The sequence below is a fragment of the Methylorubrum salsuginis genome (assembly GCF_900114375.1).
Taxonomy (GTDB): domain Bacteria; phylum Pseudomonadota; class Alphaproteobacteria; order Rhizobiales; family Beijerinckiaceae; genus Methylobacterium; species Methylobacterium salsuginis.
In genome coordinates, this window is sequence record NZ_FOSV01000006.1 from 198,275 (window position 1) to 218,809 (window position 20,535).

The 20,535-nt window shown below is 70.4% G+C and carries 18 protein-coding genes; 7 read left to right on the plus strand and 11 right to left on the minus strand.

The window, feature by feature from the left end; genetic code table 11:
• The first annotated feature begins 11 nt into the window (after window positions 1-11).
• Complete coding sequence (locus BM140_RS10145) at window positions 12-1,031, plus strand: MraY family glycosyltransferase (protein WP_091944992.1); 1,020 nt, start codon at window positions 12-14, stop codon at window positions 1,029-1,031.
• On the plus strand, window positions 1,028-1,951 hold the full coding sequence (locus BM140_RS10150; RefSeq protein WP_091944995.1) for an NAD-dependent epimerase/dehydratase family protein: 924 nt from the start codon (window positions 1,028-1,030) through the stop codon (window positions 1,949-1,951). Before BM140_RS10145 ends, BM140_RS10150 begins: the two co-directional genes overlap by 4 nt.
• An 8-nt stretch (window positions 1,952-1,959) precedes the next feature.
• Here the strand turns inward: BM140_RS10150 and BM140_RS10155 are convergent, their stop codons facing one another.
• Window positions 1,960-2,706, minus strand: coding sequence for a glucose 1-dehydrogenase (locus tag BM140_RS10155; RefSeq protein ID WP_091944998.1), 747 nt, complete (start codon window positions 2,704-2,706; stop codon window positions 1,960-1,962).
• Between the two features lie 106 nt (window positions 2,707-2,812).
• On the opposite strand from BM140_RS10155, the gene BM140_RS10160 reads away from it, so the two are divergent.
• Window positions 2,813-3,160: an ArsR/SmtB family transcription factor gene (locus BM140_RS10160; RefSeq protein ID WP_091945174.1), complete on the plus strand. Its 348-nt coding sequence runs from the start codon at window positions 2,813-2,815 to the stop codon at window positions 3,158-3,160.
• 10 nt (window positions 3,161-3,170) lie between these two features.
• On the opposite strand, the gene BM140_RS10165 is transcribed toward BM140_RS10160, so the two are convergent.
• The 7 genes from BM140_RS10165 to BM140_RS10195 form a co-directional block, all read right to left on the minus strand.
• Window positions 3,171-5,135 carry an SDR family NAD(P)-dependent oxidoreductase gene (locus BM140_RS10165; protein ID WP_091945002.1) on the minus strand — a complete coding sequence of 655 codons (1,965 nt, stop codon included), beginning with the start codon at window positions 5,133-5,135 and terminating at the stop codon, window positions 3,171-3,173.
• 64 nt (window positions 5,136-5,199) lie between these two features.
• The gene (locus BM140_RS10170; RefSeq protein ID WP_091945005.1) at window positions 5,200-6,051 is read right to left on the minus strand and encodes a DUF1206 domain-containing protein; all 852 of its coding nucleotides are present in this window, start codon (window positions 6,049-6,051) and stop codon (window positions 5,200-5,202) included.
• Window positions 6,052-6,056: 5 nt separating this feature from the next.
• Entirely contained in the window at window positions 6,057-6,398 is a 342-nt protein-coding gene (locus BM140_RS10175; RefSeq protein WP_091945007.1) for a hypothetical protein, read from the minus strand.
• A 16-nt stretch (window positions 6,399-6,414) separates the two neighbouring features.
• On the minus strand, window positions 6,415-6,981 hold the full coding sequence (locus tag BM140_RS10180) for a Uma2 family endonuclease (RefSeq protein ID WP_091945010.1): 567 nt from the start codon (window positions 6,979-6,981) through the stop codon (window positions 6,415-6,417).
• 62 nt (window positions 6,982-7,043) lie between these two features.
• Window positions 7,044-7,604: a Uma2 family endonuclease gene (locus tag BM140_RS10185; RefSeq protein WP_091945013.1), complete on the minus strand. Its 561-nt coding sequence runs from the start codon at window positions 7,602-7,604 to the stop codon at window positions 7,044-7,046.
• Between the two features lie 70 nt (window positions 7,605-7,674).
• Entirely contained in the window at window positions 7,675-8,235 is a 561-nt protein-coding gene (locus BM140_RS10190; protein ID WP_091945015.1) for a Uma2 family endonuclease, read from the minus strand.
• A gap of 76 nt (window positions 8,236-8,311) precedes the next feature.
• Window positions 8,312-9,760 (minus strand): homospermidine synthase, encoded by a 1,449-nt coding sequence (locus BM140_RS10195; protein WP_091945018.1) that lies wholly within the window; start codon window positions 9,758-9,760, stop codon window positions 8,312-8,314.
• Window positions 9,761-10,032: 272 nt separating this feature from the next.
• Here BM140_RS10195 and BM140_RS10200 point away from each other — a divergent pair, with 272 nt between their 5' ends.
• Window positions 10,033-10,215 carry a hypothetical protein gene (locus BM140_RS10200; RefSeq protein WP_091945021.1) on the plus strand — a complete coding sequence of 61 codons (183 nt, stop codon included), beginning with the start codon at window positions 10,033-10,035 and terminating at the stop codon, window positions 10,213-10,215.
• Between the two features lie 148 nt (window positions 10,216-10,363).
• On the opposite strand, the gene BM140_RS10205 is transcribed toward BM140_RS10200, so the two are convergent.
• On the minus strand, window positions 10,364-12,898 hold the full coding sequence (locus BM140_RS10205; protein WP_091945024.1) for a glycogen/starch/alpha-glucan phosphorylase: 2,535 nt from the start codon (window positions 12,896-12,898) through the stop codon (window positions 10,364-10,366).
• A gap of 329 nt (window positions 12,899-13,227) precedes the next feature.
• Here BM140_RS10205 and BM140_RS10210 point away from each other — a divergent pair, with 329 nt between their 5' ends.
• From BM140_RS10210 to BM140_RS10220, 3 genes are all read left to right on the plus strand, one after another.
• On the plus strand, window positions 13,228-14,832 hold the full coding sequence (locus BM140_RS10210) for an alpha-amylase family glycosyl hydrolase (RefSeq protein WP_091945027.1): 1,605 nt from the start codon (window positions 13,228-13,230) through the stop codon (window positions 14,830-14,832).
• A 189-nt stretch (window positions 14,833-15,021) separates the two neighbouring features.
• Window positions 15,022-16,551 (plus strand): glycogen synthase GlgA, encoded by a 1,530-nt coding sequence (gene glgA, locus BM140_RS10215; protein ID WP_091945030.1) that lies wholly within the window; start codon window positions 15,022-15,024, stop codon window positions 16,549-16,551.
• Window positions 16,552-16,610: 59 nt separating this feature from the next.
• Window positions 16,611-17,399 (plus strand): Crp/Fnr family transcriptional regulator, encoded by a 789-nt coding sequence (locus BM140_RS10220; RefSeq protein ID WP_091945033.1) that lies wholly within the window; start codon window positions 16,611-16,613, stop codon window positions 17,397-17,399.
• Between the two features lie 126 nt (window positions 17,400-17,525).
• Here BM140_RS10220 and BM140_RS10225 read toward each other — a convergent pair whose 3' ends face one another.
• Window positions 17,526-18,740 carry a type II secretion system F family protein gene (locus BM140_RS10225; RefSeq protein WP_091945036.1) on the minus strand — a complete coding sequence of 405 codons (1,215 nt, stop codon included), beginning with the start codon at window positions 18,738-18,740 and terminating at the stop codon, window positions 17,526-17,528.
• Window positions 18,740-20,470, minus strand: a complete 1,731-nt coding sequence (locus tag BM140_RS10230; protein ID WP_091945038.1) for a GspE/PulE family protein — start codon at window positions 20,468-20,470, stop codon at window positions 18,740-18,742. Before BM140_RS10230 ends, BM140_RS10225 begins: the two co-directional genes overlap by 1 nt.
• Between the last annotated feature and the right edge of the window lie 65 nt (window positions 20,471-20,535).

Below are 20,535 nucleotides of genomic sequence, written 5' to 3' on the forward strand. Positions count from 1 at the left end.
AATCCTGGCGCATGACCCTCGCGCCCCTCCTCGCCGTGCCGCTGGCGGCTGCCCTCTCCGCCGGCCTGATCGTGCTGCTGAAGCCGCTGCTGCAACGCTACGCGCTCGCCCGCCCGAACGCCCGCTCCAGCCATAAGGTGCCGACCCCGCAGGGCGGCGGCATCGCCATCGTCGGCGCGGCGTTGATCGCGGCGGCCCTCTTGGCCGCCTTCCTCGAGATCGGCCTGCGCGGCACCGAGGGCACGGCGCTGGCCCTCGCCGTTCTCGTCCTCGCGGGCGTCGGCGCCGTCGACGACATCCGGCCGCTGCCGGCCTCGCTCCGGCTCGTGGTGCAGGCCGGCGCGGTCGCCGCCGTGGTGGCCACCGCCCAGGGGCGGCTCCTGCCGGAGGGTCTCGCCTGGCTGGAGCTTCCCGCGGCCGTCGTCGCCGGGCTGTGGTTCGTCAACCTCGTCAACTTCATGGACGGGCTCGACTGGATGACGGTCGCCGAGTTCGTGCCGCTCACCGCCTTCCTGACGGGTCTCGGCATCCTCGGCGGCTATGCGCCCGAACCGACCCTCGTCGCGGGCGCCCTGCTCGGCGGGCTTCTCGGATTCGCGCCGTTCAACCGGCCGGTGGCCCGGCTGTTCATGGGCGATGTCGGCTCGCTGCCGGTCGGCCTGATCGTGGCGTGGCTCCTGTACCGCCTCGCCGCGGAAGGCGGTCTCGCCGCCGCGCTGATCCTGCCGCTCTACCCCGTCGCCGACGCGACGCTGACGCTGCTGTGGCGGCTTCGGCGCGGCGAGAAGGTGTGGCAGGCCCACCGCAGCCATTTCTATCAGGTCGCCACCGTGAACGGCTTTTCGGTGATGGGGGTGGTCACCCGCGTCTTCGCCGTACAGGGCGCGCTCGCCGCCCTCGCGCTGATCACCTTGCTTTGGCCGTCCTGGCCGGTCACGCTTCTGGGCCTCGTCGTCGCGGCGGGGCTCGTCGGATGGCTGCTGCGCCTTTTCGCGACGCCGCGCCGTAGGCATGAGGGGGCAAGAGCTTGAGCGGAAAGCTGATCGCGCTGACGGGGGCGACGGGCTTCATCGGGCGCCACCTGCTCACGGCGTTGTCCGCCCGCGGCCATCGGGTGCGGGTGCTGCTGCGCCGGCCCGTGGACGTGCCGGAGGGGGCGAGCGGCGCGGTGGTGGGCGATCTGGCGCGGCCCATGAACATGGCCGCCGCACTCAGCGGCGTCGATGCCGTCGTGCATTCCGCCGGGCTGGCGCATGCCATGTCCGGCGCGCCCGAGGACGACTTCCGTACCTCCAACACCGAGGCGACGCGAAAGCTCGCCGAGGCGGCGCAGCGGGCCAAGGTCGGGCGCTTCGTGTTCCTGTCCTCGATCCGGGCGCAGACGGGACCGAGCGCCGCGGCTCCACTCACCGACGCGGATGCACCGGCCCCGACCGACGCTTACGGCCGCTCGAAGCTCGCGGCGGAGGAGGCGTTGGCCGAGATCGGGCTCGACTGGGTGGCTCTGCGCCCGGTGCTGGTCTACGGCGCGGGCGTGAAGGGCAACATGGCGGCCCTGCTCAAGCTCGCCCGTGCCCCCTACCCGCTCCCACTGGGAAGCCTGACCGGGCGGCGCTCCCTCGTTTCGGTGGAGAGCCTCGCGGGGGCCGTCGCCGCCGCCCTCGACGCCCCCGGCCCGATCGGGCGCCCGCTGATCGTGGCCGACCCCGACCCCCTGACGCTGCCCGACATGATCGCCGCTCTGCGCGCCGGCCTCGGCCGCGGCTCCGGCCTCCTGCCCTGCCCCACCCCGCTGATCGGGCTCGCCTGCCGCGCCACCGGTCGGCAGGAGGCCTTCGACCGTCTGTCGGGCTCCCTCGTCGCCCGCACCGACGGCCTCGCGGCTCTCGGCTGGCAGCCGGCGCAGAACACGCGGGACGGGCTTGCCGCCCTGGCCCGGGCGGGGGGATAGCGCCCCGGTCAGCGAACGCCGCCGCTCGCCGCGATATCCTCGCCGGTCACCCAGCGGGCGTCGTCGGAGGCCAGGAACGCCACGACGCCCGCGATGTCGTCGGGCTGGCCGGCGCGGCCGAGCGGCGTCTGCGCGACGATGCCGGCCTCCATCTCCGAGCCGACGATGCCCGCCGTCTGCGCGCCCTCGGTCACGACGAAGCCGGGGCTGACGCCGTTGACCCGGATGCGGCGCGGCGCCAGCTCGTTGGCCAGCACGCCGGTGATGGCGTTGAGCGCGCCCTTGGTCGCGGTGTAGGCGGCCGAGGTCGGCATGTTCACCAGCGTCGCCGCCGAGGAGATGTTGACGATGCTGCCGCCCTCGCCGAGATGCTTGGCCGCCGCCCGCGTCGTCAGCAGCACGCCGAGCACGTTGATGTCGAACAGGCGGCGGTAATGCGCTTCCGTCACCTCCTCGATCGGCGCGAATTCATAGACGCCGGAATTGTTGACGAGGATGTCGAGCCGGCCGAACTCTTGCACCGCCGCCGCGATCAGGCCTTCGGCCTGCTCCCCCTTCGACACGTCGCCCTGCACGGCGATGGCCCGGCCGCCCTTGGCGGTGATCTCCGCGACGACGGCGTCGGCGCCGGCCTTGCTCGACGCGTAGTTGACCACGACCGCCGCGCCGTCCCGCGCCAGCGTCTTGGCGATGGCCGCGCCGATCCCTTTCGAGGCGCCCGTCACCACGGCGACCTTGCCTGCGAGCTTCGACATCCGTGCTATCCTTCTTACGGACCGGCGCCGGATCGGTCGCCTTTGTCCCATAGTTCGGAATCTCAGAACTATGGGAGCGCGGTTCAAGCCTCCATATGGATGAATGATGCGACCGCTGTTTCACCCTGCGATTGAAGACGTGCGGCCCGAGGCAATCCTGCACGCGCTGGCCGACCCGGCCCGCGCCGCGATCTTCGCCAGCATCACACAGGCCGGCTGCGTCCAGGCCTGCGCGGCACTCTCGTCGCTCGGGGAGCGGGTGATCCCGAAATCGTCGCTTTCGGCCCATTTCAAGGTGCTGCGCGAGGCCGGCCTGATCCGCTCCGAGCGCCACGGCGTCGAGATGCGCAATCACTCGCGCTGCGACGAGGTGGAGGCGCGTTTTCCCGGCCTGCTCTCGGCGATCCTGAACGCTTATGCGGGGGTGAAGGGGTGCGAGGGGGCGGAGCCGTAGGCTGCCGTTCCTACAGGGTCGCGGCGACAGCCTGCGCCGGTGCGGCGGGGGCATCCGCCTTCGGCACAGAGCGCGTCCGATGGCGGAAATCCGGGATCGCCTCCTCGAACACCGCCTCGGCCGCCCCGCGGTCGCCCGCCTCCACGGCGGCGCGCAGGCGCAGAATCCAGCCCTCCAGCACCGTACGATCGGCGAAGACGGGCTTGGCCGCCATCACCCCGTCGATGCCGTCGAGCTGCACCCGCGGCTCCTCGCGGGCGAACAGGATTTCGTTGAGGCGCTCGCCCGGGCGGGCGCCGGTCACCTGGATCTCGATGTCCTCGCCGGGCTCGAAGCCCGCGAGCCGGATCATCCGCTCGGCGAGTTCGCGGATGCGCACCGGCTGGCCCATCTTGAGCACGTAGACCGCCGCGCGCTGCTCGCCGGTGGCGCCGCGCCCTTCCGCGTCGGCGTGGGAGGCGGCGGTGAGCACGAGGTCGGAGGCCTCGCGCACGGTCATGAAGTAGCGCACCATCTCCGGATGGGTGACGGTGAGCGGCCCGCCGCGGGCGATCTGCGCCTTGAACACCGGCACCACCGAGCCGACCGAGCCCAGCACGTTGCCGAAGCGCACGGCGATCAAACGCGTGGCGTCGGAGCCGGCCTGCTCGGCGTCCAGTGCCTGCGCGACCATCTCGGCGAAGCGCTTGGTGACGCCGAGTTGCGAGACCGGCTCGATCGCCTTGTCGGTCGAGATCATCACGAGCGCCCGCGCGCCCGCGGCCACCGTCGCCTCGGCGACGTTGATCGAGCCGAACACGTTGGTCTTGATGCCCTCGGCCCAGTCCCGCTCCAGATACGGCACCTGCTTGAGCGCGGCAGCGTGAAAGACGTGGGTCGGCCGGAACGCGGCGATGACCGCCGACAGCCGCTCCCGATCGCGGATGTCCGCGATGGCGCCCTGCACGTCGGCCTCGGCCTGGAGCAGGGCCGGGCTATTGAGCACGCCGTGCAGCGCGGGCTCGGAATTCTCGATCACGAGCAATGCGGACGCGCCGAAGGCGACCGCGCGGGCGCAGATTTCGGAGCCGATCGAGCCGCCGCCGCCCGTCACCACCACGCGGGCGCCGGACAGGAAGCCTTCGAGGCGCGGCCGGTCGATGGCGACGGTGGGCCTCAGCAGCAGATCCTCGATCTCCAGCGGCGCGAGTTCGGCATCGCGCATGCCCTCGCCGAGGCTGGTGACGCGGGCGAGCGGCAGGCCGAGGCGCCGGGCCCGGGCGATCAGGTCGTCGGGCTCGGATTCCGGCGCCAGCGCGGAGGGCGTCGCCACGAGGCGGCGCACGGGCAGGCCGCGGTTGCCGAGATCGGCCACCACCCGTTCGAGGTCGCGAAACCCGCCGAGCACCGGCACGCCGCGCATCATCTGCCCGGCCTCGTCGGCCCGCGGCGAGAGGATGCCCTTCGGGGACAGCCGCTTGACCGAACCGGATTCGATGGCCCGCAGCACGGTCTCGATGTCGGCGCCGCGTCCGAGCAGCAGCGTCGGCGTGGTCGCCGTTCGCGCGTGGCTCTGCCGCGAGCGAGCGTATTTCAGGTAGCGGAACGCCAGCCGCGGGCCGCCGAGCAGGAAGACCTGCAGCACCCAATAGAGCAGGATCGCGATCTTGCCGAAGAAGTAGAAGCCGTGGAGGTTGGCCGAGACCAGCACGTAGTCGAGCACCAGGAGCGTCAGCGCCATGACGCTGGCGGCGCGCACGATGCCGGCGAGATCGGGCAGCGAGGCGAAGCGCCACTTGGTGCGGTAGAGCTTGAACCAAGCGTAGATCAGCCCGGCATAGGCCAGGAACGGCGGCAGCAGCAGCGGCAGGGCATGCAGGCGCTCGGCCAGCAACTCGCCTTGGAAGCGGAAGACGAAGGTCAACACCACGGCCGCCGCGGTGGCGGCGAGATCGTGGGCGACCATCACCGCCGTCTTGAGGGTGCGCTTCTGCATGGTGCTTTTGTCGGGGACGCGGGGCGGTATCGGCGCACCCTCGCCCCGTGTCAACGAAGGGGGTTCAGGCGACCGAGCGCTTGGCCCGCTCAAGCGCCGCGTCGGCTTCGCCGAGATCCGGGGCGTCGATGTGGCGATAGCGCGCCTGGATCAGGCCGAAGGCCCCGAAGGCGAAGTGGCCGGCGGCGACCACGGCGAGCAGCACCCAGCCATAGGGCTGCGCCCTGAGCGCCGCGAAGGCGCCGGACAGGCCGTGCGCCTCGGAGGGGCCCTGCGTCCAGGCGGCGGAGGCCAGGAAGCCCGCGATGATGAGGAACACCACCGCCCGCGCCGCGTAGCCGAACCGGCCCAGCGGTTTCGCCCAGCGCTCGCTCTCACTGGGCAGCGACAGCCGGTCGGTCACGTCGCCCGTCCAGGCCTTCTTCGCGTAGGCGAACCCGGCCGCCGTGACGGCCAACGCGGCGAGCCCGACGAGCCAGGGCCCGAACGGCTGGCGCAGGAGCCAGGCGGTCCAGTCCTGCACCCCGTCGCCACCGGCCGAGGCCCGGCCGATGCCGAAGGCGAGCCGCCCGGCGGTGAGCGCGAGGCCGGCATAGACGAAGGCGCTGATGAGATGCGCCCCCCGCACTGCCAGCGCCTTGGCCGAGTTCCCGCGCCGGTCGGCGTCCGTCACGCCCTCGACGACGCGCCACAGGGCGAAGCCCGCGAGCCCGAGCGCGATCAGCCCGACGATGACGGCACCGAACGGCCCGCCGAGCACGGCCCGCAGGGCGCCCTTGCTGTCGCCGGCCGAGCCGCCCTGTCCGAGGGCCGCCAGCACGGCCAGTGCGCCGACGACGCAGTAGACGAAGCCGCGGGCGCCGAAGCCGAAGCGGGCGAGATGTTCGAGGGCGTTGTCGTTCCGGCTCCAACCCATCCGCGTCAGTCGCGCTCGCGCGCGGGCTTGCCCGCGAGCGCCACGTAGAAGCCGAGCCCATCGCCCGCGGGCAAGGTCTGCAGCCGCTCGATCCAGCCGCGGCGCTTGGCATCGAGCAGGAGGCGCCCGACCGGCTGGAACAGCGTCTCCCCCCCGCCCTCGGGCGGAGCCGCGAGCCTCACCGCCACGGTCTTGCCCTTGGCGAAGCGGCTGCGTTCCAGCATGTCGCCGATGGAGGCCTCCGCCGTCGCCCGGTTGGCCTCGCGCAGGTCGAGCACCGATTCGGCATCGGTGACGCCGAGCGAGCCGCGCAGCTTGTTGGCGTAGAAATCTTCGAAATGGGGCAAGGGCGGTGCGCTCGCGTCAGAAGTCGATGTCGTCATAGATGTCGGCAACGGCGAGCCGGCCACCGAGTTCGGGCAGATCGATGCGCGCGTCGCGCCCCCGAACGTCTTGGACCCAAGCACCCGCCGCGTCGCGCCGCCACGCCTCAACGCACGGCGCGTCCTGATCGACCAGCAGAAATGCGTCGAGCGAGGCGATGGTTCGATAGAACGCGGCCTTGGGTCCACGGTCGCGGCTCACGGTCGAGGGCGAGACCACTTCGGCGACGAGGATCGGATCGCGGGCGTAGCCGTGCCCCAGCACGGAGCCGCAACGGACCAGCACGTCGGGGATCGGCGCGAACCCGTCCATGGCGTCGCTCAGCACGGCGATGCCGGGGATCGCGCGGCCGCCCTTGGCACGGGCGAGCGGCGCGAGTTGCCGGAGCAGGTTCATGACGATCGACTGATGTTGCTCGCTCGGCGGCGACATGAGCACGGGTTCGCCGTCGATGAGCTCCCAGCGCTCCTCGTCGGGCCGATCCGCGACCCAGACCTGATACTCCGCAACTCCCATGCCGGGATCGCGCCGAACGGCGAGCGCCATCGAGGGGCCTCCGAGACGGGTGCGATGCTAGCACCCGGCCGGGGCTTGGCAAACGGGCCGGCTCAGAGGTCGATCCCGTCGTAGACGTCCGCCACCGCAAGGGCGCCGCCCAGTTCGGGTAGGTCGATCGTCTCGCCGGAGCCGGCGAACCGTAGGGTCCATTCAGCCTCGCGGCGCCAAACCTCAATCCGCTCCTCGTCCGGATAGATCAGCAGGAGCGTCTGAAGGGACGGGACCGATTGGTATAAATCCGCCTTGTATCCGCGGTCGTTGTTCATGGTGGAGGGTGAGAGGACTTCGGCCACGAGCAGCGGATCGCGCACGTAGCCGTCGGGCAACGGGTCTCCGCAGCGGACCAGCGCATCCGGGATCGGTGCATAATCGTCGAACGCCTCGCTCAGGACCGCGAGGTTGGACAGGGCCCAGCAGCCCCGCGGGCGGGCGAGGCGACGCAGGGCCGCTTCGAGATTCGAGACGATCTGCTGGTGCCGGTAGGCCGGCGGCGCCATCATCACCGGGGCGCCGTCGATCAACTCCCAGCGCTCGTCCTCGGGCCGGGCGGCGACCCATTCCTTGTATTCCGCGACTCGCATGCGGGTGTCGCGCCGAACCGCCACGGCCATCGCCGATCCTCTGGAAGAACCAGAAGAGGCTAGCATCCGATCGGGAGGCAGCCAATGCGGATGCCGACGCTCAGAAGTCGATCCGCTTGTAGACGTCCGCCACGGCGAGGGCGCCGCCCAGTTCGGGCAGATCGATCCGCTCGTCGGCTCTGGCGAGCTGCATCGTCCAGCCGGATCCCCGCCGCCACACTTCGATCCGCGCCTCGTCCGGCTCGATCAGCAGGAGGGTCCGAAGGGACGGGATCGATTGATAGAAGCGCGCCTTGAGCCCGCGGTCGTTGATCAGGGTGGAGGGCGAGAGGACTTCGGCCACCAGCAGCGGATCGTCGGCGTAGCCGTCCGGCAGTTCGGCCCCGCAGCGGACGAGCGCGTCCGGGATCGGCGCGTAGTCATCGAACGCCTCGCTCAGGACGGCGAGGCCGGATTGAGCCCAGCATCCCCGCGGATCGGCGAGGTCGCCGAGCGCCCGAAGGAGGTTGTAGACGATGCGGTGATGACGATCCTTGGCCGGCGCCATCATCACAGGCGCGCCGTCGATCAGTTCCCAGCGCTCGCCCTCGGGCCGGGCGGCGACCCATTGCTTGTATTCCGCGACCCGCATGGGCGGATCGCGGCGGACGGCGACGGCCATCGCTCACACCTCCGCGTGAAGACCCGCAGCGTAGCATCGCGGGGCCGCCCTGTCGCGGGCGGCCCCCTGTCTCGCTTCAGCGATGAACCAGCACGTTGCGGAACTGCCAGGGGTCGCTCGTGTCGATGTCCTCCGGGAACAGGCCGGGGCGGTCGGTGAGCGGGGTCCAGTCGGTGTAGACGCCCACCACCGGGCCGAGATACGGCGTCTGCACTTCGAGACAGCGGCGGAAATCGATCTCGTCGGCCTCGACGATGCCGGCCTCGGGGTTCTCCAGCGCCCAGACCATGCCGGCGAGCACGGCCGAGGTCACCTGCAGGCCGGTGGCGTTCTGGTAGGGGGCGACGCGGCGGGTCTCCTCGATGGAGAGCTGCGAGCCGTACCAGTAGGCGTTCTTCTTGTGGCCGTAGAGGAGCACGCCGAGTTCGTCGATGCCGTCGACGATCTCGTTCTCGTCGAGGATGTGCTGCTGCTCCTGCACCTTGCCGGCATTGCCCCACATCTCATGGAGCGAGAGCACGGCGTCGTTGGCCGGGTGGTAGGCGTAGTGGCAGGTCGGGCGGTAGACCGCCTCGCCGTTCTCGCGCACCGTGTAGTAGTCGGCGATCGAGATCGCCTCGTTGTGGGTGACGAGGAAGCCGAACTGCGCGCCCACCGTCGGCACCCAGGTGCGGACGCGGGTGTCGGCGCCGGGCTGGAGCAGGAAGATCGCGCAGCGCGAGCCCTTGGTCTGGCCCTCGGCGTTGTCCGGCTTCCACGTCTCGTGCGTGCCCCAGCCGAGCTCGGCCGGCTGGTTGCCTTCGGAGACGAAGCCTTCGACCGACCACGTGTTGACGAACACGCCCATGGGCTTGGGGTGCTTGGCGCGCTGGGTGTCGCGCTCGGCGATGTGGACGCCCTTGACGCCGACCTTGTGCATCAGCGCGGCCCATTCCTCGCGGGTCTTGGGCTCGGGATCGGTCACGCCGGTATCCGCCGCGACGTTCAGGAGCGCCTGCTTGACGAACCACGACACCATGCCGGGATTGGCGCCGCAGCACGACACCGCCGTCGGGCCGCCGGGCGCGGCGCGGCGGGCCTCGAGGATGTTCTCGCGCAGGGCATAGTTGGTGCGGTCGGCCTGGGTCAGGCCCTTGTCGAAGTAGAAGCCGGTCCAGGGCTCAGCCACCGTGTCGATGTAGAGCGCGCCGAGCTCACGGCAGAGCTCGAGGATGTCGCGCGATGAGGTGTCGACCGACAGGTTCACGCAGAAGCCCTGGCCGCCGCCCTCGGTGAGGAGCGGGGTGAGGACGTCGCGGTAGTTCTCCTTCGTCAGCGCCACCTGCTCGAAGCGCAGACCGTGCTTGTCGGCGAGATCCTTATGCGCGTCGGAGGGCTCGACCACCGTGAAGCGGTTCTTGTCGTACTCGAAATGCCGCTCGATCAGGGGAAGCGTGCCGCGACCGATCGAGCCGAAGCCGATCATCACGATCGGGCCGGTGATGCGGCCGTGGACGGGCCAATCCTGCTTCTGACCGTCGGACATGGTGGAACGCTCCTCGTCGGGCTGCTCGTCGTGTGAGAGCGGCGTGATTGATGCCTGGAAATGACGAGCGGATGACGGTTCGGCGTCGAGCGGTCAACCGGCGAGCCACGAGAGTGTTGCAAAACTGTGAAGGTGCGAGGGCACCGGCATGAGCCCAGCGCAAGCCTGCGGCGGACGTCGCGTGGGACGCGAGTCCGGTGGGAAACCTTTATATTGCACCGCAACAAGGGAGCGACGCCCAGGGCCCACCACCGAACAAGGGGACCCGACCCATGCTGACCATCCTCACCGCCCAGCCCGTCCGCCCCGAGGTCGAGGCGATCGACCGCGATCCGGGCATCATCACCCTGCTCTCCGCATTGCTGCGCACCGCCCGCCGCTCCAAGGGCGGCCGCGCCGGCGAAGGCATCGGCCTGTTCGCCTCGTCCACGGCTTGGCCGCACAACGTGCGCTGACTCTTGTCAGGATTCTTTGGGGCGGCTGACGCTGCCCTGACGACTCCGAAAACTCCGCGCCGTCATTGCGAGGCGGAGCATATGAAACGGGCAGGGAAGGCGTCGCCTCCCCTGCCCGCTCGCGTTCGAGTCGTTCGTTACGCTGGCGTCAGCCCAGCTTCACCTGCCAGATCTCCTCGGCATATTCCCGCATGGAGCGGTCGGAGGAGAACCACGCCATCCGGGCGGTGTTGAGGATGGCGGTGCGCCACCACTGGGCCGGGCGGCGCCAGGCGGCGTCGATCTCGCGCTGGACGCGCCAGTAATCGTCGAAATCCACCGTGGTCAGGTAGCGGTCGCGGTGGCGCAGCTCGTCGATGAGCGGGGCGAAGCGGCGCGGCTCGTCGGGCGAGAAGAAGCCGTTGCCGATGGCGTCGAGCGCCGCCGCGAGACGGGGCGAAGCCGCGATCGCCTTGTTGGCATAGGCCGGCTCGTCGACGCGGGCGAGCACCCCTTCGGCATCGAGGCCGAAGATGAAGATGTTCTCCGCGCCGACATGATCCTTGATCTCGATGTTGGCGCCATCGAGCGTGCCGATGGTGAGCGCACCGTTGAGCGCCAGCTTCATGTTGCCGGTGCCCGATGCCTCCATGCCCGCGGTCGAGATCTGCTCGGACAGGTCGGCCGCCGGGATGATGACTTCCGCCAGGCTCACCGAGTAGTTCGGCAGGAACACCACCTTCAGCTTGTTGCCGATATCCGGATCCTCGTTGACGACCTTGGCGATGTCGCCCGCGAGCTTGATGATCAGCTTGGCCTGGACGTAGCTCGGCGCCGCCTTGCCGGCGAAGATCTTGACGCGGGGCGTCCAGTCCTTGTTCGGGGCCTTCTTGATCGCCTGATACAGCGCCACCGTCTCGACGAGGTTGAGCAGCTGGCGCTTGTACTCGTGGATGCGCTTGATCTGCACGTCGAACAGGGCGGTCGGATCGACCGCGATGCCGGTGCGTTCGGCGATGACCTGGGCGAGGCGCTTCTTGCGCACCTTGCGCATCGCCGCGTAGCGCGTTCGGAACTCCGGATCGTCGGCGTAGGGCACGAGCTTCAAGAGTTCGGTCGGATCGTCGAGCACGCCCTTGCCGACGGTCTCGACGGCGAGCGCCGTCAGCTCCGGGTTGGCGTTGTGCAGCCAGCGGCGGAAGGTGATGCCGTTGGTCTTGTTGACGATCTTCTCCGGCTCGATCTCGTGGAGATCCTTGAACACCGTCGACTTCAGCAGGTCGCTGTGCAGCGCCGAGACGCCGTTGACCCGGCGCGAGCCGTGGAAGGCGAGCGGTCCCATGCGGACGCGCCTTCCATGCGATTCGTCGATCAGCGAGACCGCGGCGATGTGGGCCGCACCACCCCGGGCATTCTTGCTCTGCTCTTCGAGGTGGAGCCAGTTGATCAGGTAGATGATCTGCATGTGGCGCGGCAGCAGCCGCTCCATCAGTTCCACCGGCCAGGTCTCCAGCGCTTCGGGCAGGAGGGTGTGGTTGGTGTAGTGCAGGGTGTTGGAGGTGATCTGCCACGCGTCCTCCCAGAGGAAGTCGTGCTCCTCCAGCAGGATGCGCATCAGCTCCGGCACCGCGATGGCCGGGTGCGTGTCGTTGAGCTGGATCGCGGCGTGGTCGGGCAGCGTGCGCAAGGAGCCGCGCTCGGCGATATGCCGGCGCACGAGGTCCTGCAGCGAGGCGGAGGTGAAGAAGTATTCCTGGCGCAGGCGCAGTTCCTGGCCTTCCGCCGACGAATCGCTCGGATAGAGCACCCGCGAGATCGCCTCCGCGCGGGCGCGGCCGGCCACCGCGCCGACATGGTCGCCGGCATTGAAGCGGGCGAGCTCGACCGGCGCGTCCGACTCCGCCTTCCACAGGCGCAGCATGTTGACGTGACGGCCGCGCCAGCCGACCACCGGGATGTCGTAGGCGACCGCGTTGACGGTCTCGGCCGGGTGCCAGTGGCGGCGGATATGGTGGTCGCCGTGGCTCGTCATGGTGACGTGGCCGCCGAAGCCGATCTTGTAGGTCGATTCCTGCCGGGCGAACTCCCACGGGTTGCCCTCGGCGAGCCAGGTCTCCGGCGCCTCGCGCTGCCAGCCGTCCTCGAGCGACTGGCGGAAGATGCCGTGATCGTAGCGGATGCCGTAGCCGATGGCCGGGATCGACAGGCTCGCCATGCTCTCCATGAAGCAGGCCGCCAACCGCCCGAGGCCGCCATTGCCGAGCGCGGCGTCGGGCTCGGCGCCCTCGACCTCGGAGAGATCGACGCCGAGATCGCGCAGGGCCTGCTTGGTGGCCTCGACGAGGCCGAGATTGTTCATCGCATCCGACAGGAGCCGGCCGATGAGGAACTCGAGCGAGAGGTAATAGACCCGCTTGTCCGGCACGGTGCCGGCCTGCCCCTCGTGGCAGGCGTCGACGATCCGGTCGCGCAGCGCCAGGGCGGTGGCGGCGAACCAGTCGCGGTCGCGGGCGCTCTCCGGCGTCTTGCCGAGCACGTAAATGAGCTTGGCGCGAATGTCCTCGCGCAGGGCGACCACCGGGTCGCGATCGTCGGCTTGCCGCGGCTTCACATATGTGGCTGCAGCCTTCGCCGGTTTCGAGGAAGAAGCGGACGTGTCCGCGTCGCCGTTCCGGACGAGAACGGACAAAGCTTCGTTCAGCACTGGACCAACCCCCTTCGTCGCAGCCGATTCGAATCGGTAATGCATCGGACCCTGCCCGCTTCTTGCGGCAGGACGAGGACCGACAACCCTGCCCGCGCATGGTGTTGCGGATGCAGGGGCTTGTCGAGACACATGCGGGCGGAGATCACCTTTGCAAGCGTCGTGCCTGCAAGGCTGTGTCCTTGTCGACACAAGGCTGCCGGTTCCGCACGGCCTCGCGTCACGAATTGGCGCCCGTCGCTTGAAGGCAGCCTGAACGGCCCTACCCCACCCCGGAAGAACGCGCGCCGCCATCGGGGCAGTCCCGAGGCCGACGCCGGGGAGGTCCGATGCCCGACACGATCTGGTGGAAAAGCGGGACCGTCTATCAGGTCTATCCGCGCTCGTTCCAGGACACGGACGGCGACGGCGTCGGCGACTTGGCCGGCATCACCGCCCGGCTCGACCATCTGGCGTGGCTCGGCGTCGATGCGGTGTGGATCTCGCCGTTCTTCCGCTCGCCGATGGCCGATTTCGGCTACGACGTGGCCGATTACTGCGCCGTCGATCCGCTGTTCGGCACGCTCGCCGATTTCGACGCCCTGATCGCCGAGGCGCACCGGCGCAAGCTCAAGGTCATCCTCGACTTCGTCCCCAACCACACCTCGATCGAGCATCCGTGGTTCGCCGAGAGCCGGGCGAGCCGTACCTCCGAGAAACGCGACTGGTACATCTGGCGCGATCCGGCCCCCGATGGCGGGCCGCCCAACAACTGGCTCTCCAACTTCGGCGGTCCGGCCTGGACCCGGGACGAGGCCAGCGGCCAGTACTACTATCACGCCTTCCTGGCCGAGCAGCCGGACCTGAACTGGCGCAACCCGGACGTCCGCGCGGCGATGCACGACGTGCTGCGCTTCTGGCTGGAGCGCGGCGTCGACGGCTTCCGCGTCGACGTGATCTGGCACCTGATCAAGGACGAGGGATTTCGCGACAACCCGGCAAACCCGGATTTCGCAGCCGACCGGCCCGGTATCGAGCGCTTCTCGCAGGTCTATTCCTGCGACCGGCCCGAGGTGATCGAGGTGATCGCGGGGATGCGCAGCGTTCTGCGCGAATACGGCGAGCGGGTTCTGATCGGCGAGATCTACCTGCCGATCGAGCGGCTGGTGGCCTATTACGGCCCCGACCTCACGGCGGCCGACCTGCCGTTCAACTTCCAGCTTCTCGAAACGCCCTGGCGGGCCGACGCGGTGGCGGCGCTCGTCGCCGAATACGAGGCGGCGCTCCCCGAGGGCGGATGGCCGAATTGGGTTCTGGGCAACCACGACCGGCCGCGCATCGCCGCCCGCGTCGGCGAGGCGCAGGCGCGGGTCGCCGCGATGCTGCTCCTGACGCTGCGCGGCACGCCGACGCTCTATTACGGCGACGAGATCGGGCTCGGTCACGTGCCGATCCCGGCGGACCGGGTGCGGGACCCGTGGGAGAAGAACGAGCCCGGCCACGGGCGCGACCCGGTCCGCACGCCGATGCAGTGGGACGAGGGCCCGAACGCGGGCTTCAGCCCGGCCGAGCCGTGGCTGCCGCAGACGGCGGACCTTGAGCGCCGCAACGTCGATGCGATGCGCGACGATTCCCGCTCGATCCTGACGCTCTACCGCCGCCTGCTCTCGCTGCGCCGCGATCACGCCGCGCTCTCGGTCGGCGGCTGGCGCGGCCTCCCCCTCGCGCCCGAACACGCCGCCGAAATCTTCGCCTACGAGCGGTTCGAGGGTGCCGAAACCGTGCGCATCCTGCTCAATTTCGGGGGCTCCGAGCAGGCGGTGCCGCTGGAGGGCGGACCGGCCTGGACCGTCCTGCTTTCGACCCGTCCGGGGCGGGCGGGCGAGATCGCCCGCGATGTCCTGCCGCTCGCGCCGGACGAGGGCGTGGTGCTGCGCGCCGATTCGTCGAGATGAAGCGGCCCGCGCGCAGCGCATGCAGGCCATGATGCAACCGCGGGCGCCGCGCCATCAATCTTCATCTGAACGTGGCCTGAATTGTGCGATGCAACGGAACAGAGTGCCTTCCGGAGCATTGTCATGCGGAGCGCGGCGTTAACGGACAACACGGTCCGGGGTCTGCGTCAGGGGCGTGGGGGCGTTTCGATGGCATATGTGGATCTCGGTGAGCTGCCGGCCGCCGAGGTAACGCCGTTCCCCGCCTTCGACGCCGAACCGCAGACCGAGCGCTCCCTTCTCCCCCGCATCCTGTTCGCCACGCCCGAGATGGCGGATTTCGTGAAGACCGGCGGCCTCGGCGAGGTCGCGGGTGCGCTGCCGCGGGCGCTGCGGCGCCATTACGATGTCCGCGTGCTGATCCCCGGCTATGCCTCGGTGATCGCAGGCCTCAAGAACTTCTCGGTGATCACCCGGATCGGCGCCTTCGCCGGCGTCCCCGGCTGCGAACTCGGCTACGGCACGACGGCGGACGGGCTCGGCGTCTACGCGCTGATCGCCCCCGACCTCTACGAGCGCGACGGCACGCCCTACGGCGACGCGGGCGGCGATTTCGGCGACAACGACATCCGCTTCGCGCGGCTCGGCCGCGCCGCGGCCGAACTCGCCGCCGGGCTCGACCCGTTCTGGTCGGCCGACCTCCTGCACCTCAACGATTGGCAGACCGCGCTGGCGCCGGCCTACATGGCGTGGCTCGGCATTCGCCGCCCGAGCGTGCTGACGATCCACAACCTCGCCTATCAGGGCCTGTTTCCGCGCGACAATCTCGGGCGGATCGGCGCGCCGGACTACGCCTTCCAGATGGACGGGGTGGAGTTCTACGGCCAGCTCTCGTTTCTGAAGGCCGGGCTCTACCACGCCTCCCACGTTACCACGGTGAGCGACACCTACGCCCGCGAGATCACCACGCCCGAGGGCGGCTGCGGCCTCGACGGCCTGCTGCGCACCCGCGCCGCGCAAGGACGGCTCACCGGCATCCTCAACGGCATCGACGAGAGCTGGGACCCGCGCACCGACCCGCACCTCGCCACGCCCTTCGAGGCCGACGACTGGAAGGGCAAGCGCGCCAACGCCGACGAGGTGCGCAAGCAGTTCGGCATGGCGGTCTCCCGCGGGCCGCTTTTCGCCATCGTCTCCCGCCTCGTCCATCAGAAGGGGATCGACCTCAGCTTGGCGGCCGCCGAATCCATCGTCGCCGAGGGCGGGCAGCTCGTCGTCATCGGCCAGGGCGAGGGCCGGTTCGAGGAGGCGCTGCGGGATCTCGCCGGGCGCCATCCCGACAACGTCGGCGTCCATGTGGGCTTCCGCGAAACGGAAGCGCGCCGCATCTTCGCCGGCAGCGACTTCCTGCTGATGCCGTCCCGCTTCGAGCCCTGCGGGCTGGCGCAGATGTACGCCCAGCGCTTCGGCTCCCTGCCGATCGTGCGCCGCACCGGCGGCCTCAACGACACCGTCGAGGACGGGGTGACCGGCTTCACCTTCGCCGACGCCTCGCCCCGCGGGCTGAATTCGGCGATCGCCCGCGCCTTCGAGGCCTTCGGCCAGAAGAAGCGCCTCAACACGATGCGCCGCACCGCGATGTCGCGTGAGTTCGGCTGGGACCGGGCCGCGCTCCATTATTGCGGCCTCTATTCCCGCGCCTTCGGCAACAACGCCGCCCGGCGCTGGAAGGCGGCCTGATCGCCGGTTTCCGGAGGAGTCCGGCGAAACGCGGGGCGCCCCTGCCGCGTTGAGCGGCCATGGATGCATTGGTGGCGATCCCGCGCAGCAATCCCCTGGTCCGCAAGCTGCGGCACGGCGTCGATCTCGACGACGGCGACCGCTCGCTCCTGGCCGGGCTGTTCCGGCCGGGCCGCACCCTGGAGCCGCAGCAGGACATCGTCCGGGCCGGCGAGCCGGCACCGGGCGTCCATCTCGTCGTCGAGGGCTTCGCCTTCCGCTACAAGCTCGTCGGCGACGGGCGCCGACAGATCCTCGGCCTGCTCCTGCCGGGCGATTTCTGCGATCTGCAATCGATCGTGCTCGGCCCCTCCGACCATTACATCGCCGCGTTGACCCCCTGCACCGTCGCCGACGTGCCCCAGGAGCGGATCGACGCCCTGGTGTTCCGCGATTCGCGCATCGCCCGCGCCCTGTGGTGGGCGACGCTCGTCGATGAGAGCATCGTGCGGGAATGGCTCGCCAATATGGGCCAGCGCGCCGCCGACCGCCGTATCGCCCACCTGTTCTGCGAGCTGCTGCTGCGCCAGCAGATCGTCGGGGCCGCGGGCCCGACCGACTGCGCCATGCCGATGACTCAGCCGATGCTGGCCGACATCCTCGGCATCACCACGATCCATGTCAGCCGCGTCCTGCGCGATCTGCGCGAGCAGGGGTTGATCCGGCTTCAGGAGCGTCGGCTGCACGTGCCCGACGTGGCGCGGCTGCGCGCCTTCTGCGATTTCGACCCGACCTACCTGCACCTTCTGCATCAGCCCGGCGACGCGGACGCGACCGAGGCGAGCGCGGCGGGTCGGGGTCGACCTTGAGCGCCGAGGGGCCGAGAGACAAGGGGACAAGAGACAAGGGGACAAGACACAAGGGCCCGGCCGCATTCCGGCGGAACGGATCGGCGTTCCGCCCCGCGATGGGCGCGCGAGGCGGGAAATCCGGCGTTACTGCGCCAGTTGCCCGACGCTGGTGATCGCGCCCATCACCGAAACGATCAGGCCGCCGATCAGCCCGCCGACCGTCACGGTCACCAGCGGGGTCATCAGGGCGAGCAGGCGGTCGATGCGCTGGCGCGTCTGGGTCTCGTGCATCTCGGCGGCGTGGATCAGCACGGGCCCGAGGCGGTTCACCTGCTCGCCGCTGGCGATGAGGTTGAGCGTCGAGGGCGCGTGCGCCTTCAGGCTCGACAGGCCGGCGGCGAGGCTCGCCCCCTCGGTCAGCCGCCGCCCCGCCTCGTCGAGGGCCGCGCGGAATACCCGGTTGCCCGCGAGCGGGCGGGTGGCCGCCACCGCGTCGGGGATCGGCACCTGCGCGGTCAAGAGCGTGCCGAGCACCCGGCAGATGCGCCCGAGCTCGATCCCGACCACGATCTCCCGCACCAGCGGCAGCCGCAGCGCGAAGCGCCCGCGGGCCGAGGCAAAGGCCGGGTCCGGCCAGAATTTTACGAGGGCGAGCGCGATCAACGCCGACCCGCCGACGATCCACGGCCAGCCCTTGCCGACGACATCGCCGAGCGCGCCGGCCGCCCGGATCGCGAAGGGCGGCTCCCGGCCGGTGCCGTCGAACAGCGGCGCCAAGGCCGGCACCAGCACCACGACGATCATGACGAGCGTGCCAATCGCCATCAGAACCAGCAGGGACGGATAGATCATCGCCGAGGACAAGTGGCGGCGCACCGCGTCGCGCCGCTCAATCGAGCCCGTCAGCGAGCCGATCACATCCACCAGTGTCCCCGTCGATTCGCCGGCCCGCACTATGTCGACCATGTCGGCGGGGAACGCCTGCGGGTGGACCGCCATCGCCCGCGACAGGGAGGCGCCGGACACCACCCGCTCCAAAATGTCGGCGAGGATCGGCTTGAGCGCGGCCGACGCCTGCCGCTCCACCAGCCGCAGGGCCCGGTCCACGGTGAGCCCGGCGCCGACCAGCGTGCCGAACTCCCTGAGGAAGGCGAGGCGGGCGGCGTCGTTGACCCGGTCGCGCCCGAACAGGTCGCGGCTCCAGAACGGCGCCGGCCCCATGGCGGCGACCTCGATGGCGAAGACCTGCAACCCGTCGGCGCGGAGTTGCGCCACCGCGCGCTGGCGGCTGTCGGCCTCGATCTTCCCCGAACGGGCGCGCCCGTCGGCGGCATAGGCCTGATAGGCGTAGCGCGGCATCAGAGCTGGCCCTCCAGCACACGCCCGACCTCGTCGAGGGTGGTGTCGCCCGCGATCACCCGCGCCCGGCCGCATTCGACGAGACTCGCCATCCCGGCCTCGCGGGCGCTTTTGGTGATGGCCCCCTCCCCCGCGCCTTCGGCGATGAGCGAGCGCAGGGTGGGGTCGAGCGGCATGATCTCGGACACGACCATGCGGCCGCGGTATCCGGTGCCGTTGCAGGCCGGGCAGCCGCGGGCGCGCTTGAGCGTCAGCGGCCGGGAGGCCGGCACGGCGAGGCGCAGCCGCTCCTGATCGGTCGCGGGCTCCGGCGTGGCGCAGGCCCCGCACAGGCGGCGCACGAGGCGCTGGGCCACCACGCCGTTGAGCGTCGCGGCGATGAGATAGGGCTCGACGCCCATATCCATCAGCCGGGTCACGGTGGCGGGCGCCGAGTTGGTGTGCAACGTCGAGATCACGAGATGGCCCGTGAGCGAAGCCTGCACGGCGATGCGCGCGGTCTCGCCGTCGCGGATTTCACCGACCATCACCACGTCCGGATCCTGGCGCAGGATCGAGCGGAGCGCCGCCGCGAAGTCGAGCCCGATCCCGGCATGGGCCTGAACCTGATTGACGCCGGCCATCCGGTACTCGATCGGGTCCTCCACGGTGACGACCTTGAGATGCGGGCCGTTGATCCGCCGCAGGGCCGCGTAGAGCGTCGTGGTCTTGCCCGAGCCGGTCGGGCCGGTGACGAGGACGAGGCCGTTGGGCTTACTCGTCATCGCGGAGATGCGGGCGATGGCCGGCGCGTCGAAGCCGAGGGACGAAAAATCCTCGACCCGGCGCGAGCCGTCGAGCACGCGCAAAACTACGCTCTCGCCGTGGGCGGTGGGCAGGGTCGAGACGCGGATATCGACGTCCTGGCCGCGGTCGGGCGCCTTCATGCGACCGTCCTGCGGCAGGCGCCGCTCGGCGATGTTGAGGCCGGCCTGGATCTTGATGCGGGTAGTGAGCGCGAGCTGCACCGATTTCGGCAGGCGCTCGGCCTCCACCAGCACGCCGTCCACGCGGTAGCGCACCCGCATGTCGGCCTCCTCCGCCTCCAGATGGATGTCGGAAGCCGTCAGCTCGAAGGCCTTTCGCACGAGGCGCGCGGCGAGCCGCACGATCGGCGCCTGGCTCGCCACGTCGGCGAGCCGGCTCAGGTCGTCTTCGGCGCCGCCGTCCTCGTCACCGATCACGTCGCCGTAGAGGGCGCGGTGGGCCCGCTCGAACTGGCTCGGGCCCACCAGCCGGCAGGTGACCGGGCGATCGGTGAGGTGTTCCAGCGCCGCCGGAATCTCCGGGTCGAACGCATCGACCAGAGCGACCACGAGGCCGCCCGCCTCCTCGGCGACGGGCAGCACGCGGGCGCGGGCGCAGTAATCGGCGCCGATGACATCCGGGAGAACGGGCGCGGCCGGCAGATCCTCCTCGTGCAGCACCGCGAGCCCGGTCGCCTCGGCGAGCGCATCGGTCAGGTTCGCCTCGTGGACGAGACCGAGTTCGGTGAGCAGCACCGGCAGCGGCCGGCGGCCGGGCAGATCGAGGGCGGCCAGCGCCCGCTCGTGCCCCGCCGGATCGAGCAGGCCACCCGCGGCCAGAGAATCGATGAAGGCGCGGGGCGCGTCGAGCCGGTCGCGGGCGCCCCCGCGGCGGTCGGGCCGCGCCCGCTGCGGCCGGCTCTTCGAACCCCAGACGCTCAGCATGTCCCGGATCGCCCCCGACGCGGCGGGCCGACGTCACGGTCATGTCCGCGCGGGCGTCGCGCCCT